Raw genomic sequence first — 17,049 nt, forward strand, 5'->3', positions numbered from 1 at the left:
AGGGACCGCAGGGCGTATTTTCGGAGTCCAGTCGACAGTTGGTCGTAGGGCATTGGTCCGTCCGACAGAAAACGGAGTCAGCATCATGGGTTCAACCAACTTGCCAACCTTCGCGCGAGGAAGACGCGTCCTTTCGCGGGAGCGAAAGGCGACTTTGATTGGCTGCCTCCTTTCCGTCCTTTGCGCAACGGCAGCGGCTCAGGAAGCGAAACAAGAACTGACGCTGACGGCGGCGGAGATTCTCGCCCGTTCGGCGAGTCGCAATGTGCGCCTCAGCGACGACGGCAAAGCGATCGTACCGCTGCCCGGTTTGTTGATCGAGGACGACGGCGCGGCCGCGGGTTTTTCGTACAAGCCGAACGAAGAGCTATTGAGCAACGAGACCGTGGCCGTCAAGCGCTTGATGATCCGCTATTTGCGACAGCCGTTTGAGCACAAGGCCTGGCTGCTGGTGGGTCACACGGGGAACGATTTGAAAGTCGTCATCAATGACGAGGCGGTCGAGTTGCCGGAGCCGACCAAGGCTGGCAATTATTGGAAGCGTTACGAGATCCCCAGCAAATTGCTGCGGCGGGGTGCGAACGAAATTGCCTTGAGTGGTGGCGGCAAACTCTGGATCGCGCGGCGCGACGATCTCGATGAACGCGTGCCACGGCAGCAGACCGAGCAGCGGAGCTACAAACGTGATCCTGCTGGCGAGAAGTCGCTGAAGCTCGGCCCGAACAATGACATCGAAGGGGAATACTATGTTCGTTTGTATCTCGACGGCTATCACTCGCAGTTGGAGCATCATGTTCTGCGGCTGAACATTCCCACGGCGATCAATCTTCGCGGAGAGGGAATCGCGCCGCAGAAATTCAAAATGTATAGCCTCCCTTTTGACGTCGAAGGGAACAGCCTGTCGATGTCGCTGTTCGAACGCCGCGACGATGAGTATCGGAACACCGAGCTATTTCAAGTCGACCGCCGAACCGCACTGACGCGCGAACAGACAGAGCGTTCGCACGATTTGGAACTCTCTTTTCTCCAGGTTCTTCCGGGCACGCCCACGAAGATCACCGGCTTGACGTTCATTGCGGATGTCGAAGTGACGGCGAGCGACGTTCGCACCAAGATCACCGCGCAGCACAATCCACCGATCCCCGGCGATGCAGAATTTGCTTTCGAAGATCTCGCTCACCCGCGCCTCGCCGAGTTCCGCAAACAGCACTCACTCGATGACGTGATCAAAGGTTGCACGACCGATCTGCAGCGAATGGAGAAGCTGGCGATTTGGACTTCGCAGCTTTGGACCAAGGGGCATCTCGGCAAGATTTATCCGCAATGGGACGCGCACGACATTCTGAAGAAGCACGACGACGGCACGCCGGTCGGCGGGTTTTGTCAGCAGTTCAACATCGTCTTTCTGCAAGCCTGCGAGAGCGTGGGGATGCCGGGGCGCTGCGTGTCGATCGGCGCGGGTGATCACGGCGTGAAGATTCGGAGCGGCCATGAGGTCGTCGAGATCTGGTCGAACGAGCACAACAAATGGATCTACGTCGACGGCCAGGCCGCGTGGTACTTCGTCGATAAGGAAACGCGCACGCCGCTGAATTTGCTCGAACTGCGCGAACGGCAACTCGCCGTGCTGGTCGATAAAGTGGCTTCGGCCAATGCGCCGCGGCCTGTCGATGTGGTCGTACTCGCGCCGAGTCCCTACGAATGGAAGGGGCTGCAAGAGTGGCCGGCGTTTGCCGAGTTGCGGATGATTCCGCACACGCGCTTTCTCGATGGCAAATTACCGTTGCCGGTCAATCAAGGCATGCGCGGTTGGTTCTGGACCGGGCATCGTGTGTGGACCGACGAACTGTATCCCGGCTCGGTGCTCTATAAGAATTTTGTCGCCAGTCCTCACGCGTGGAACTGGCCCATCAATCAAACGCATCTCGAGTTGCAACACGCCGCGAAGGCCGGCGAGCTCGACGTGAAGTGCACGCATAACATGCCGAGCTTTGCGAAGTTCGTCACGCAGATCGACGATCAGCCTGAGCGTGTTGTCGACAAAGTCAACTTCACTTGGCCGTTGCACGACGGCGAGAATCGGCTGCAAGTTCGCGCGGTGAATGTGCACGGCGTGCGCGGGCCGACGAGCTGGATCAAAGTCAGCCGCTGAAATCTCAGCGAATCAGTATCGGTAATGATTGCGATACAACCGGCACATTCCTCTATTGACACTGTCATATGACAGTGTAATATTCAATTATGAGCGATTTGTGGCGAATCGAAGAACTGCAAGCCATTGCCGAACAGGCCTTGGCGGCGACTTTGCCCGAAGCCGATTTGTCGGGCCGGGTGCGAGCGGTGCCCGACGCCCGCACGATTCGCTATTACACAACGATCGGCTTGCTCGATCGCGCCACGGAGATGCGCGGCCGGACTGCTTATTACGGCAGACGGCATGTGTTGCAGCTCGTCGCGATCAAGCAGTTGCAAGCGACTGGGATGTCGCTGGAACAAGTGCAACAGAAGTTGGCCGGCGTAACGACTCGCAAGCTGACTGACATCGCCGGCCTGCCCCACAACTTTTGGGATCGGCCGTTGCTGGCAAAAACCATCGCGCCACGGACTGCAGCGGCACCTATCGCCGACCGCGCGAACTTTTGGGCGGCGGCTGTGGCTCCTGCATCCGAGTTGCCGGTGGTCAGCGAAGCACAGACAGTGATGCGTTTGCCACTCGCGCCGGGCGTCTCGCTCGAACTCGCGGGCGGCGCGGCGAATCAATTGACAGCCGACAACGCGGCGGCCCTTCGTCCCGCGCTCGAACAACTCGCACAGGAGCTGAAACGACTCGGCATTACTTCTTAATCGCACGGTTAGCGCATCCCCGACTCCGCTTCTATCTTTTCTTCGGAGACTCCCTATGACCATGACTGCCAGCGCTCCTCGCCAACTCCCTGAACTTCGTGAAGAGTCGATGAACTTCCAGAGCAACCCTCTCGAAGCCGGCGGCATCGGCGCCCTGACTGCGAATGGCCGCAACTTGCCGTTGCGGCGACTCGCGATTCGTTCGCGCGTGAGCGGCGTGAACGTGCAGACGATGGTCGCGCAAGTCTTCGCCAATCCGCAGCGCGAGTTCGTCGAAGCGACTTACATTTTCCCACTGCCGGGCCGCTTTGCCGTGACCGCGTGCACCATGCACGTCGGCGGCCGCACCATCGAAGCCGAGCTGCAAGAGCGCGGCCAAGCTCGCGCCACCTACGACAAAGCAATTGCTGCCGGCCATCGCGCGTCGATCGCCGAAGAGGAGCGGAGCGAGACCTTCACGCTCCGCGTCGGCAACATTCCGCACAATGAAGAAGTCTCTGTCGAACTCACGCTCGTCGGCAATATCACGGTCGATCACGGCGAGGGAACGCTGCGTCTGCCGCTGGTCGTTGCGCCGCGTTACGTTCCTGGCCAGGCTCTCGATGGTCCGTCGGTCGGCGCGGGAACCGCGAACGACACCGATGAAGTCCCCGATGCGTCGCGCGTCACGCCGCCGGTGTTGCTCGCCGGACTTCCGAATCCGGTGAATCTGTCGATTGAAGTCGAACTCGATCCGGGCGCTGCCGCGCACGACCCAAATTGGCGGAACGCCATTCGCTCGAGTTTGCACAGCGTGTTCGTGAATGAAACCACGCCGGTGAAAATCAAGCTTCACCCCGGCGAGCGATTGAATCGAGATTTCATCCTTCGTTTTCCGGTGCTGCCATTGGCTGCGCAAGGGAGCGCAGAATTCGCGACTGGTAAAAACAAACAACCTGGTACGTTCGCTGTCACCATCTTTCCGCCGGCCGATTGTGCTGCCAAGCAGTTGCCGCGTGATGTCGTGTTTGTGCTCGATCGCAGTGGCAGCATGGAAGGCTGGAAGATTGTCGCGGCGCGGCGGGCTCTGGCGCGGATGATCGATACGCTCCGCGGCGATGATCGCTTTCGCGTCCTCGCGTTCGACGACACCATCACCACGCCGCACGCGAAGGGCGCTAGTTTTCAAATCGCCGACGACCGTCAGCGCTGGCAAGCGGCCGAGTGGATCGCCAAAATCGAGTCCGGCGGCGGCACCGAGTTGGGCGGTGCTCTGCGCGCCGCGCTGCAACCATTTGCGACATTCGGCATGCCGGAGGGGCGCGATGCGGTGGTCGTGCTTATCACCGATGGCCAGGTGGCCGGCGAAGATTCGGTGCTGCGGACCATCGAAGCTCTTCGTCTGCCGCGCATGCCGCGGATCTTTACGCTCGGGATCGACCGCAGCGTGAATGCGAGTCTCCTCACACGGCTCGCCAATCTCGGCGGCGGTGCGTTTGAACTGATCGAATCAGAACAACGACTCGACGAAGTGCTGGAGCGCGTGCATACGCAAATCGCGCCGCCGGTTCTCACCAACGTGACGATCGAATCGCTCGATGGTGACCTCGTCGAAAGCACCATCACGCCGGCGAACAACCACCATGTCTTCGCCGATCGGCCTCTCACGATTCTTGGCCGTTGCGGTGCCGATCCGAAGGCGCTCCGCCTGCGCATCACCGCGCACGATGCGAGCGGCGGAACCTGGCGACAGGAAATTACTGCCGAGCGCACCAATTCGCCGATGCTCCTCCCGCTCTGGGGCCGCGGCCGAGTGCGCGAGCTCGAAGATCAATATGCCAAGAGCAGCGATCAAAAACTCCAAACGCAAATCGTCGCCACTTCGCTCGAGAGTCACATCCTCTCGCGCTTCACAGCCTACGTCGCTGTTGATCGCGCGGAGGTCGTGAACAAAGGGGGCGTGCTAGAGCAAATCATTCAGCCAGTGGAACAGCCCGAGGGTTGGGCGATGCCGGTGGCCTGTGCGGCGCCGGCACCGGCCCGGGCCATGATGATGCGTGCACCAACTGGTGCTCAGCCAGCTGCGGGCAAGACCCGCGGGCGCAAGAAGAGCAGTGGATTCCTCGGCTTCTTCCAACGCACAGAACCCGTCGATCTGACTCAGCACACGGACGGCATGCAGGACGACGCAGCCAAAAGTGCGTCGCCCGGCAGCTCCGAAGATCAATGCTTTAGGCACGATGACGATGCTGATTCCGTCGATTCGAAGTTGCAGGAGTTTACAGATACGGAGTTGGGCTTCTGTGAAACGTCCGCAAACACTGTTCCTACCCTAGAGAGCCTTATCGAAAACTTCCCGAGGTCGCTCGCTCGCGAACACCAGCTTCTCCCCGTCACAGAAAAGGACGGCAAACTTGTCGTGCGGATGGCCAATCCAAGCGATCGCGACGCGATCGAAATACTGCGATTCATTTTGAATCGTGAGATTGAAGTGGAGAGCAATCCGATTCAAGACTTTGAGGAAGAGTTTAAGCGAGTATTCCCGCAGGATGGCGACAACGAGCCGGGCAGTACGCTGGTGGAATTTTGCTCCCCAGCATATGACTTCGATGAATCGGATAACACCACGTTGACTGGGACGCTCGATGAAAACAGCTCGAAAGTGGTGCGCACGATTCAACTGGTGATCCAAGAGGCAGCGCAGCTGAATGTTTCGCATATCACTCTGCAGCCTGACGGAACCGGCCTGGCCGTGCATTATCTATTCGATGGAACACTCCGCTGCCGAGACTACCTGCCGCAGCAAATGTGTTCGGCCATCGCCGATCGCATCTGCACGCTGGCCAAGATCAAGGACCGGAGCGAGCGGCTGAAGTGTGGTCAGATCAAGGTCACCGTGGGAGAGCATGATTTCGATTTGCGAGTCATCTTCATTCCGACTGTTGCGGGAATGGCCATCGTGATTCGCATTCGACGCAATCCCGCACAGCCTGCGGACGCAAATTGGCCGCAGCTACTTGCTCCTTGGCTCGAAGCCGCCGCCGCGGCCGATCCCGCTCAAGCGCCGGCGGTTTTTGCTGTGCTGTGCGGGGATTAGGTCGCCACCGAGCTTGCTCGGTCGAGCGAATGATTGAACGGCGATTCGTAGGGCGATGTTAGCGAACTGCTCCTGGTGCAGAATCGTTTCACCACCGAGCAAGCTCGGTGGAGTCTGCAAAGACAGCAACGTTGTAACAACCGCTCCCAGCCGTCGCTTAGCAAGGTAGAAGGCGAATCGCCTCACCTTTTTCTTACGGGCGGATCCGGGAGTCCAGCTATGTCGACTTTCTTTGCCGGCTGGTTTCGTCGCGCTGCCATTGGCCGCTTACTGACAGCTAGCCATCCTGCGCTGCCGCAGCAACAGTGCGCGGCCGAGCCCAGCGTTGAAGTGCAGCAGGATGGCAACTACATCATCGTCGATGGCTTGGCCGATGCGACATCACTGCAGGTACAGCATCAGCCTGGCAATGCCTTGAGCCCTTACGACGATCAAATTCTGATCCGCTGGCAGAGCAACGGCGTGGCATGTGTGAAATCGTTCGGTCTCTATAAGTATGTGGAACAAGGCGACCAACGGCGGGCCGTGAAAAACGTGGAGTACCTGGAAGTGAGCGGCGGCAGCGGACGGAATCGTTACTGGACGCAATCCAGGCTGTCGTCGTATTTGCCCAGCGCGAAAGCAAGCTAATACCACGATGCAGTGAGCGGGGAGAAGAGGCCCGTGCTGGGCGCTGAGTCTGGAACCGACTTAGGGGAAGCGTTCAGCACGGGCGGGGATTGAGCACCGTATTCTTGCAGCGTCACAGCGACTTACTTCTCCAGCGCCTTCCGATCAAGAATGAGGCGATCGGCATCGAATAGTCGTAGCCTCACTTGCGGCAGCGCGTCGCTCAATTCCTTGGCTGCTTGCGGAGTAAGATCCGGGACGCGCAGCATCACGGCTTGCAGCTTTTCTAGTGACCGCAGGTGCTGCAGATTTTCCGCCGCTGGCGGCGTCGCGAAGCCGATCGAAAGAAGCTCCAGTTCAGTGAAACCAGCAATCGTCGCCAAGCACTCCTCAGTTACTTGGGTGCCATCCAAATGAAGAAACTTCAGCTGGAAAAGCGATCCTAGACTTTGCAGTGCCTCGTTTCCGATTGCCGTTTGCGAGAGGCGCAACTCTCGCAAGTTTCGCAGCCAGCCGATCCGTTTCACGCCTTCGGTCGTGATTCGCGTCCCTTCCAGGTCCAACAACTCCAAGTGCTCAAGTTCGGCAATGGCTTCGAGGGCACCATCGCCAATCTGCGGACAACGGAGCGACAAAGACCTGAGGTTTTTCAGACGCGATAAGCGCTGAGTTCCTTCATCATCCAATCGCTCGTTGAAGTTCAACCACAGAAGCTGCAAGCCGGACAATTCGCTCACGGGCGCGAGAATCTTCGAATCGAGTTGATCGTTGTTGTTCAGAATCAAGGCTTGCAGCTGTCGCAGTTTGCTGACTTCCATCAGCGCTTCGTTAGGAATGCCGTTGCCGTAAATCATCAGCAGTTGCAGCTGCTTTGCCCTTTGCAGCGATGCCACGCCAGCCGGGCTGAGTTCTGCAGGGATTTCGGCAAGCAACACCAACTCCCGCAGCGTGTTGGATTTCGCACACTGCGCTATCCAGGCGTCGTTGATTTGCGATTCCTTCAGCATCGCAATTTCCAAATGCGGAAAGGCATTCAAGACCTGCGGATCCAGCTCACCTGGCGGACCGTCGAGAAAGGAGAAATGAACCCCGACAACCTCGGCAAATGCATTCTTACCCAAGCAGTCGCGCAACCATTTGGGACCCGGCGGACGAGACTGCTCAACGACCGTCCTTGAGCGCGACGTAAACGTGCGTTCGGTGCCATCGGGCAGCGGCAGAATTGTTTCAGAGCGGAATTCGTGCGGCGGACGAAAGTTCGTGAGCATCGAAAATTCGTAGTCGTAGTGAACGCTGCCCCCCGCTCCTTGCACCAATGCCACCGCGCGGCGCTTCAAATGCAACTTGCGCCAGAAATTGCCGGCACATCCAAAAGCCACTCCGAGCACTGCCATCAGGATCAAGCCCGTGCGCAATGTGAAACGAGGCCACCAACGGCGACGCGGTTTCGAAGATGGTGTCGTTGCCACATTCATCGTTGATCAAGCTCACAACCATTGCGGCTGGATTACACGGAAGCGATTACTTCACCCACACCGGTTGAGTGAACGCGCCGTTGGTGGCGGTGTCCCAACCTTCGACGCGGATCCACTTCACGCCGGGAAGTTCGAGTTCGACGGCGACGGCCACGTCGAAGAATGGTCTGGCGAAGATCTCTTTCCGGATGCGGTGTGTTCTTTCGCCGTCACCCCAGACAATCTCCGCGCAATCAAAAGGAAACGTCGTGTGGGCGCTGAAGTGGACGAGGTACTTGTCACCAGGCTGGCGAGCGAGCGTTTCGCCGCTCCGCTTCTCGTTGACATGAAACCCGATTGGCAGCACCTCGCCGGTCGTAACGAAGAACTTGCCGCCGCGGAGAGCATCGACAACCGGCTGCCAGCCATCGTCGAACTTCGGCAGTTGCTCGAGCTGCAGGTAGTTCACGTTCATGTGGCCGTACAACTCGTGGTCGGGTTGGATCTGGAACACATCGACCTCGCCAAGGAGATATTTCTGCTGCCCCCAGTTGGCCATGTCGCTGCCGAGGTCGAGCGCACGCGTGCCGAGCCGCGGCAACGAGAGATCGGCAGGCAGCGCCTTCCACGCGGCGCCGAGAAAACGATCTGACTGATAGAACGGCTCGTTTTTGTATTTGTCGGGAAAGCCGAACGACGACTTCGTCCGCGGATGAGCTGCCCACATCAGCCCACCTTCGGCTTCCATCAACTTCTGCACTTCAGCGGCGTTGTGCACCGCATAGACCTTACCGAGGCCGTCGATCTCGCGAACAAACGGATCGCTTTCCTTGGGATGCAGCAGCCAGTAGACGGGCTTGGGAAACAGGCTGATCCAATGGCCACCGAGATGAACGTTCGGTTCCTCGCCCGGCAGCAGCAGGAGTTTGTCATTCGACAGGCGGCGACATTCCTCGTGCATCAGCGCGAGTTGCGGCAGGCGCTGGGCGATGAAATCGGGCGAGTGACCGACGTGGAACTCGGCGAGGTGGACGATGTCGACGCCGCGGGCCTTGAACGTGCGAACAAAGCCGGGCTCTTCGAGACCCTTGGGAATGCCGGTCGTTCCTTGCTTCCGCTGCTGCGCGAGATAATGCAGCGTATGCTCGACGTGATAATGACTCGTGAACTTTTTGTAGCCGGGCAGATCGGGAAAGCGGTCGCCGTGCGTGAACATCTTCACTTCGTCGAGAGCCGATTCCGCTTTGCCGGGACTCAGCAAATAAAACACGCTCAGCCGTTGCTGCGAACCGGGTGGCGCATTCATCCAGGGCACAAACCGACCATCGCCATCGGGCGGCTGTCGCACTCCGAAGCCAGCTGCCTCGCCCGACTGTCGATAACCTCGGCCTTGCCAGGCGAGCTGAAAATTGTCGGAGAAGTCGAGCGGATAAAGAAATTGATGCGGCGGAGGAAACAGGGCGAGCGAACCGTTGTCGCCCTCGGCAATGATCGTGCGATGCCGAACGGCAAGCGGCGCGGCGTTGCGATTGCTGCCCACCGTTTGCCGCTGAAATTCATCGTTCGTGTTGAGCCAGGCAAAGTTCTTCCAACTCGGCTTGTCGCTGCTCAGTCCCGCGTCATACAAAATCGCGCACGCATCCTCGTCGGTCTTCAGCAGCGCAGTTGCTTGCAACAGTCGGCAATCGGCGAAGAGCTTGAACTGCAACTCGCCGGTGAACTTTCCCGCCGAGAGATCGCTGATCGAAATCAGCAGGCGATCGCCAATGCTTCTGACCACGAATTTCTTGCGCTGCAACTTCGCGGTGAACGTTTCATGCGGCCGCCGCGGCGGATTGTCGAAGAACGCATTCCAACCCTGTTTCGATAAGTCGCGCGAACCAACCGTGAGATGCAGCACAGGATCGACGCCATTGAGAATCGCCTTGCCATTGATGCCGAGTTCCTTGATCAGGGGCTGATCGGCATTTTGTTCCAGCACGAGGAACGCCGTTTCCTCTTTCGTGATCGGCCACTCGGCGCGGAGGGTTGTTCCGCTTGCTGTAACTTTGATTTCGCCCGCGCTCTTATACTCGGAAAGATCGATATCGGCTGCGCTGGCCACTGCGCAGAAGAAGAGGCCCAGCAGGACAGGCCAGTGCACCGTTCTGCAAGATGTGTTGGAAAACATGGATTCGCCCAAGCATCGAAAGATAAAATGAAGTCTCACCATACTCGCACATCTAGCGGCATAGTTCATCACCCGAGGCTTTACGCATGAACCCGCTGGTCTACCACATCGCCAGTGGACAGTGCTTTTTCTCCGGCATCGCGCTGTTAGTTGCAGCTGCATTCCTGCGGCAGCGCGCCGGCAACCTATGGCGCAGACTTACCTGGCTGGCGATGTTCTTGGGCCTGCTCGCGGTAACACTTTCCTCAACGGCGATTCCATATTGGTTTTATGCCATCGCGATCGTTGCCACGTTACCGTGGTTCTCGATTCACTATCAACAACATTGGCTGCATTGGGCGCCGCACGCGATGATCGCGGCTTGGCTAATCGCTGCTGCCGTCGAAGTGCCGTACCACGCGCTGCCGACCATCAAGCCGACGGCGAATCGAGCGCTCACCATCCTCGGCGATTCCGTCACGGCGGGCGTTGGTGATGATCAGACTGAAACCTGGCCAAAGATCATCGCCCGCGAACATCAGCTCGAGGTGCAAGACATTTCGCACGTCGGCGAAACGGCTGCGTCAGCCCTTAAGCGTATTCAAAAAACCCCGCCGACCGCGCCGCTGGTCATCGTCGAAATCGGCGGCAACGATTTGCTCGGTTCCACAACTTCTGCCCAGTTCGATCACGATCTGAATGCCCTACTCGCAGAACTCAGCAAGCGTGATTGTCAGATCATCATGTTCGAACTGCCCCTGCCGCCGTTTTATCACGAGTATGGCCGAGTCCAACGCGCTGCCGCGAAGCGCCACCATGTCGCGCTCATTCCTAAACGGGGCTTCCTCTCGATTCTCGCCGGTAACGGCTCGACGCTAGACTCCATTCATCTCTCACAGGCCGGACATCAGCGCATGGCGGAAATGGTCTGGCAGCTCATCGAACCCGCTGTTCCCTAGAGTCTGGTTGCTGGCGCTATCTCTGGGCAACTAGCATGAGGCGATTCTCCCCTTCTCCGGATGAGCTGCCATGCGAACCACTATTGCCCTGCTGTGTCTCTTTGCTGCCTGGTCGATGGCGAGCGCTGAAGAGGAACCTATCTTTGCCTCGAAGCCCGAACTCTTGCAAGAGAAAGGCGCCGGCGAAGGGCCGGTCTGGCACAAAGAACTCGGTTTGCTGACGAGTGGCGACAATCATATTTATCGGCGCGATCGCGATGGCAAGGTGTCAGTCCATCTGCAAGATGCGGGGTCGAACGGCTTGCTGTTTAAGAAGGACGGTAGTCTTGTTTTTTGCGATGCCGAGCGCCGTCGGGTCTGTCTGATCGATGGATCGCAGAAGATGAGCGTGCTGACCGACAAATACAACGGCCAGCGCTACAATCAACCGAACGATCTGACCGTCGATTCGAAGGGGCGCATTTATTTCTCCGATCCTTGCTACGGCGATCGGAGCAAAATGGAAATGACCGATGCCGCCGGCAAGAAGGTCGAGGGTGTGTACCGCATCGATCCAGACGGCAAGGTGACGCGCGTGATCGGCCGCGAAGTGAACCGCCCGAATGGCCTGACGATCACCGCCGATGAAAAAACCCTGTTTGTCGCCGACAACAACAACGACGAAGTCGGCGGCGCTCGCAAGCTGTGGCGATTCGATCTGCAGGCCGACGGCGGCGTCGATCTGAAATCGCAAAAACTCGTGCACGACTGGGGCAAGACTCGCGGCCCGGACGGCATGAAACTCGACGCCAAGGACCGGCTGTTCGTCGCCGCCGGCCTCAACAAACCCAACCCGCCTGCCGAAATTCAAGACAAACCAACAGCGGGCGTCTACGTCTTTTCACCGGACGGCAAGCTGCTCGACTTCGCGCCGATCCCGCGTGACGAAACCACCAACGTCGCCTTCGGCGGTGATGATGGTAAGACGTTGTTTGTCACCGCGGGTGGGTCGCTGTGGAGCATCAAAGTGAATACTCCAGGGAAGTAGTTATTCCTTATTTCATCATTCAGCCGGAGTGGAATCTTCGAGAGTGTGAAGTAATTCCTGGTCGGCCGAAAGTTCCATGTTCGACTTTGATCCGACCGGATCCCAGCCTTGCACGTGTGCGTAGCGAATCAACTGGCAGACGATTTTTGGCGTGAGGGAGATGCGCGGCGTGTTCTCCGGATAATCGTGCCAGAACGATCGATTCGTCAAGCCACGCACCTGGCAGACGGACCGATTGCCGAATTCAGCTCGGAAAGAAACACACAGCGGCACGTTGCCGTCGAAGTCAATTGCTGTGGCTGAAATGGAAACAGAATAATCCCGACCATCGATCGCGTAGGGTCGAGTCTTTTTCGGCCCGCCATGTCTTCTGGGTGCTTTGGTCATTGCACATCACCCGCTGAGTTCTCGCGAATCAGCCCCTCACCCCAACCCTCTCCCCGGAGTACCGGGGCGAGGGAGTTAAGACATACGCCCGGCTCCTACACATCCAGATTCTTCACCTCGAGCGCGTGCCGTTCGATAAACTCGCGGCGTGGTTCGACCTTTTCGCCCATCAGCGTGCGGAACATTTCATCGGCGGAACCGGCGTCGCGCATGCTGACTTGCAGCAAGGTGCGGTTGTTGGGATCGAGCGTGGTTTCGCGGAGTTCTTCCGCGTTCATTTCGCCCAGACCTTTAAACCGCGTGACGTTCAGGCCCTTTTGACCCAGATCGCGAACGGCGCCGACCAGCGATCGCAGGTCCTGCAGGCCGGATTCGTTTTCGCCGCGGCGGAGAGCGTAGCGCGCTTCATCGCTGCCGGTTCGCTCTTGCGGGATGAGAATGTTGATGTCGAAGTTGAAAGTCCGCTTCAATTCACCCAGGCCGGCGTTGATCGTGCGGATTTCATGCAGCTCGACAATGTGCATGCCGTGGGCACTCGTGTTGGGTGTTTCGGCTAAAGAAGATTCATCGACCTTCACTTCGTGGCCCGCTGTTTTTTCGTGCTCCGATTTGAATTGATCGACTTGAGCGCCGGTGACGAACCACTGCTCCTTGCCATCGAGAAAGACGTGGTAGTACGGCAGCTTGCCATCGGCATCCTGCCGCAGCGCGTGGGCTCGCAGGCTGATGCCGCGACGCTCGAGAGCGATGATCGCATCTTCCATATCGGCGAGTATGTTGCAGAGCTTCGTCATTTCGGCCCCGCGAATCACCTGGCCGTCGCGCAGGTCGAGCTCGCAATCGGCGAGGCCCTTTTCGAGCAACTGCGACTTCATCTTCTCTTCGGTCTGAACGTAGTAGGTATCCTTCTTGCTCTTCACGCGGAACAGCGGTGGCTGGGCGACATAGACGTGGCCGCCGGTGATTAGCGAATACATCTGCCGGTAGAAGAAGCAGAGGAGCAGCGTGCGAATGTGCGAGCCGTCGACGTCGGCATCGGTCATGATGATGACCTTGTTGTATCGCAGCTTCGAGAGATCTTGATCCTCGCCGAAGCCGCCGCCAATCGCCGAGATCATGCTCTGCACTTCTTCGTTGGCGAGCACTTTGTCCTCGCGCGACTTGTAAGCGTTGATGATCTTACCCCGCAGCGGCAAGATGGCTTGGAAGTCCCGCAATCGGCCACCCTCGGCCGAACCGCCGGCCGAGTCACCTTCGACCAGGTACAACTCGCACTCTTCCATTTTCTTGCTGAGGCAATCGCGCAACTTGCCCGGCAAACCGCCGCCACTGAGCACTCCCTTGCGATCGCGGATCAACTTCTTGGCTTTCAGGGCAGCTGCACGGGCTTCGGCGGCCAGCAGCGCCTTCTTGATGATGGTCTTGGCAACCTTGGGATTCAGCTCCAAGAACTTGGCGAAATACTCGCCGAACGAAGCATTGATGATCCCTTCGACTTCGGCATTGAGGAGGCGGTTCTTCGTCTGGGATTGAAACTGCGGATGCGGCACGCGGACCGCGATGACCACGGTCAACCCTTCGCGAAAATCTTCGCCACTCACCGCCACATCGCTGAACATATTCTCCTTCTTGCCATAGGTATTCAGCGTGCGCGTGAGAGCAGTTCGGAAACCAACCACATGCGTACCACCGTCGGGCGTGTGAATGTTGTTCACATACGCGTGCAAGTTTTCGGTGTATTCATTCGCATATTGCAGCGCGATTTCGTACTGAATCCCTTCGCTCTCACCATTCACGTACACCACGTCGTTGTGAATTGCTTCGGTCGAGCGATTGAGATACTCGACATATTCGACAATACCGCGCTCGTAGTGAAACTCCTCGGTCTGGCCATTCCGCTCATCGTGAAATTTGATGTGCACGCCACTGTTGAGGAATGCGAGATCGCGCAAACGCTTTTGTAGCTTGTCGAACTGGAACTTCGTCGTCGTAAAGATCGTGCCGTCCGGCTTGAAGCTGACTCGCGTCCCGCGCTTGCTCGTGGCGCCGACTTCGCGGGCCGCTCCTTGTGGAATACCGCGCTCGAACTCCTGCTGATACAGATGGCCGTTGCGGAAAACCTGCACCTCGCACCACTGCGAGAGGAAGTTCACGGCTTTGATGCCAATGCCGTGCAAACCGCCCGAGGTTTTGTAGCTCTTCTTATCGAACTTGCCGCCAGCTTTGAGGTTCGTCATCACCACTTCGAGCGCACTGACATCGCGTCCTTGCTTGGCCGATTCCTCTTCGTGCTTATCCACTGGAATGCCGCGGCCGTCATCCTCGACACTGCACGAACCATCGTTGCGAATCGTGACCAGCACGTGCTTCGCATGGCCAGCCATCACTTCATCGATGGCGTTGTCGACGAGCTCATACACCAGGTGATGCAGCCCCTGCTCATCGATATTGCCGACATACATACCCGGCCGCAGCCGAACGTGATCGACATCGGACAAGTGCGAGATCGACTCTGAGTTGTAATCTTCGCTATTGGGATTCGGATTCGTTTCATCGGCCATTGCGGTCACTATCTCTCTTTAGCGGACTTTGTTCTTCGACTCATAATCCGCGGCATTAGCCAGCGAATTCGGCGAGCGACGTAGCACGAACTCCTAGGTTCGTGTGAGTCGTTCACGCATCACAACTTTGGTCTCTGGTGTTTTCGATAATCGCTCACACGAACCTGGGGGTTCGTGCTACGCGATCCTGCTGCCGTCCCACTCATCCCAGTTTCCCCACGCGGAACTTGATGTCCTTGATCTTTTGATCCGCTGCTGTCGTGGCCAGGGTTTTCACCAGCTTCGCTTTGACGAAGGCTAGTTCTTGCATGACGGCAGAGTTGAGAACGAAGACTTCCAGCACGCCGCGCTTCACCTGGCCGGCTTTGGTTTGGGGAGCGAGTCGTTCACCGACCGCGGCGGTCCACACCGCATCGAGCGAAGCCGCTTGTTGCACGTTGGCGTAGCCACGCTTAACCAGCAGTTGACCGACGACGTCGCCCATCTTTTTCGCTTGCGGCACGGGGACGCGCCGCCGGCGATAGTCGTCTTGCAGGTAACGCTCGGCCTGTTGGGCTTCGGTTTCGTTCTTTGGTGGCGGCTGGGGCCTGGGCGGCACTAAACTCCTCCTTGTGTTGCGACTCACACTTAGCGATCGCGCGACAACGGCATGACGACATATCCGTACTTGTCGTCATCGGCGGAAAAGACGGCAGCCGTTTCGCCATTCTCAATCTCGAGAATGATGTTGGCCTCGGGGCCGAGCACCTTCAAAAAGTCCGAGACAAAGCGGTGATCGAGCGTCACCACAATGGCTGGCCCTTCGTAGGCGATGGGCAGTTCGACCTGAGCCTGACCGATATCAGCCGTCGACGACGTGAGCGTGAGCGTGCCCGCCGTGAAGCTGAAATCGATGCCGCGGCTGTCGTTGTTCGTCACGACGGCTGCCTGGCGCAAGCACGCGTGCAACGGGCCGACGGTGAGCGGAATCTTCTGCATGTCGCGGCGATTCGGAAACACATCGCGCCAACGCGGAAAGCGACCTTCGACCAGCCGCGAATAAAACGTGGCCCGCGGCGTGCGGAGAAGCACATCGTTGCCGCGAGCGGCCAGGTGAACTTCGCCATCGGAATCTTGCACCGAACGATTGAACAGTCGCATCGATTGCGTGCGGATGATCGTCATCGTGTCGCCCGTCTTGTGACCACCCACCGACGATGCGGGCCCTTCCATCCGCGACAACCGCCGGCCATCGGTGCCAACGGCGGTGATCTTGTTTTCGTCGAGTTCGACCAACACGCCACCCAGAGCATATCGGCTGCTCTCCAGATCGGTGGCGAACTCGGTACGGCTGACGATCTGCCGAAACAACGGCGCCGCGATGACGTGATATTTCTCTTCGGCAAACTTGGCGACCTCGGGAAACTCTTCCGGATCGGCGCTCGGGAGTTTGAACTCGCTGCGATCGCCCTTCACCACCGTGCCACGGCTGGTCGATTCGATCGTCAGGAATTCATCGCTGCTCTCGCGGAGGATCGCACCCACATGGCTCACGGGCAACACGATGCTCCCGGCCTTGTCGACCTCGACCCCTTCCACGTTCACTCGCACGCCCACTTCCATATCGGTGGCCGAGAACGTCGCTCCGTCCTTTTCGACTTCGAGCTTTACGTTCTGCAGAATCTCTTTCGGGCTGCGAGCAGGTGCAAAGAGAGCTGCCGTCTGAAACGAATTGAGGAGCTTCTCACGATCACAACGAATCTTCACTGTCGAATTCCTTCCTGGTGTTCAGTTTGCTCAAAAGGTGTGAAGTTCACTCTCACGCCTTTTGCGTTGCCTATTGTCTTTTAAGTTCTTTAAAATTTAGCAGTAGTAGAAAAGCGAGCCGCTGCGCTGTCGATAGAGTCACCGACACATCGCCCAACTCCCTTGGGCGGCAGCGATTGCATTCGAAAATTCGATCGCCAACCGTCGTGGAAAAACAGTCGAATGCCTGTCGCACGA

The 17,049-nt window shown here is 58.2% G+C and carries 12 protein-coding genes; 6 read left to right on the forward strand and 6 right to left on the reverse strand.

The annotated features are described in order from the left end of the window. Positions 1-85 precede the first annotated feature (85 nt). From M9Q49_RS29625 to M9Q49_RS29640, 4 genes are all read left to right on the forward strand, one after another. Complete coding sequence (locus tag M9Q49_RS29625) at positions 86-2,152, forward strand: transglutaminase domain-containing protein (RefSeq protein ID WP_254512916.1); 2,067 nt, start codon at positions 86-88, stop codon at positions 2,150-2,152. Between the two features lie 89 nt (positions 2,153-2,241). Continuing rightward, complete coding sequence (locus M9Q49_RS29630; RefSeq protein ID WP_254512917.1) at positions 2,242-2,844, forward strand: helix-turn-helix domain-containing protein; 603 nt, start codon at positions 2,242-2,244, stop codon at positions 2,842-2,844. Positions 2,845-2,899: 55 nt separating this feature from the next. Further along, a complete protein-coding gene (locus M9Q49_RS29635) occupies positions 2,900-5,920 on the forward strand; it encodes an ATPase, T2SS/T4P/T4SS family (protein WP_254512918.1) in 3,021 nt (1,006 codons plus the stop codon). A 219-nt stretch (positions 5,921-6,139) separates the two neighbouring features. Continuing rightward, a complete protein-coding gene (locus M9Q49_RS29640; protein WP_254512919.1) occupies positions 6,140-6,550 on the forward strand; it encodes a hypothetical protein in 411 nt (136 codons plus the stop codon). A 122-nt stretch (positions 6,551-6,672) separates the two neighbouring features. Here the strand turns inward: M9Q49_RS29640 and M9Q49_RS29645 are convergent, their stop codons facing one another. Further along, the gene (locus M9Q49_RS29645; RefSeq protein WP_254512920.1) at positions 6,673-7,797 is read right to left on the reverse strand and encodes a leucine-rich repeat domain-containing protein; all 1,125 of its coding nucleotides are present in this window, start codon (positions 7,795-7,797) and stop codon (positions 6,673-6,675) included. Between the two features lie 253 nt (positions 7,798-8,050). After that, a complete protein-coding gene (locus M9Q49_RS29650; protein ID WP_254512921.1) occupies positions 8,051-10,126 on the reverse strand; it encodes a hypothetical protein in 2,076 nt (691 codons plus the stop codon). A gap of 113 nt (positions 10,127-10,239) precedes the next feature. Here M9Q49_RS29650 and M9Q49_RS29655 point away from each other — a divergent pair, with 113 nt between their 5' ends. Both M9Q49_RS29655 and M9Q49_RS29660 read left to right on the forward strand, forming a co-directional pair. After that, positions 10,240-11,091 (forward strand): SGNH/GDSL hydrolase family protein, encoded by an 852-nt coding sequence (locus M9Q49_RS29655; protein WP_254512922.1) that lies wholly within the window; start codon positions 10,240-10,242, stop codon positions 11,089-11,091. Positions 11,092-11,161: 70 nt separating this feature from the next. Then, on the forward strand, positions 11,162-12,118 hold the full coding sequence (locus tag M9Q49_RS29660) for an SMP-30/gluconolactonase/LRE family protein (protein ID WP_254512923.1): 957 nt from the start codon (positions 11,162-11,164) through the stop codon (positions 12,116-12,118). A gap of 15 nt (positions 12,119-12,133) precedes the next feature. On the opposite strand, the gene M9Q49_RS29665 is transcribed toward M9Q49_RS29660, so the two are convergent. The 4 genes from M9Q49_RS29665 to dnaN form a co-directional block, all read right to left on the reverse strand. Continuing rightward, positions 12,134-12,505: a hypothetical protein gene (locus M9Q49_RS29665; RefSeq protein ID WP_254512924.1), complete on the reverse strand. Its 372-nt coding sequence runs from the start codon at positions 12,503-12,505 to the stop codon at positions 12,134-12,136. Positions 12,506-12,600: 95 nt separating this feature from the next. Further along, positions 12,601-15,066 carry a DNA gyrase subunit B gene (locus tag M9Q49_RS29670; protein ID WP_315861211.1) on the reverse strand — a complete coding sequence of 822 codons (2,466 nt, stop codon included), beginning with the start codon at positions 15,064-15,066 and terminating at the stop codon, positions 12,601-12,603. A 202-nt stretch (positions 15,067-15,268) separates the two neighbouring features. Then, the gene (locus M9Q49_RS29675) at positions 15,269-15,664 is read right to left on the reverse strand and encodes a DUF721 domain-containing protein (protein ID WP_254512925.1); all 396 of its coding nucleotides are present in this window, start codon (positions 15,662-15,664) and stop codon (positions 15,269-15,271) included. A 29-nt stretch (positions 15,665-15,693) separates the two neighbouring features. Continuing rightward, positions 15,694-16,812, reverse strand: coding sequence for a DNA polymerase III subunit beta (gene dnaN / locus M9Q49_RS29680; RefSeq protein WP_254512926.1), 1,119 nt, complete (start codon positions 16,810-16,812; stop codon positions 15,694-15,696). Between the last annotated feature and the right edge of the window lie 237 nt (positions 16,813-17,049).

The organism is Anatilimnocola floriformis (assembly GCF_024256385.1).
Classification (GTDB): Bacteria; Planctomycetota; Planctomycetia; order Pirellulales; family Pirellulaceae; genus Anatilimnocola; species Anatilimnocola floriformis.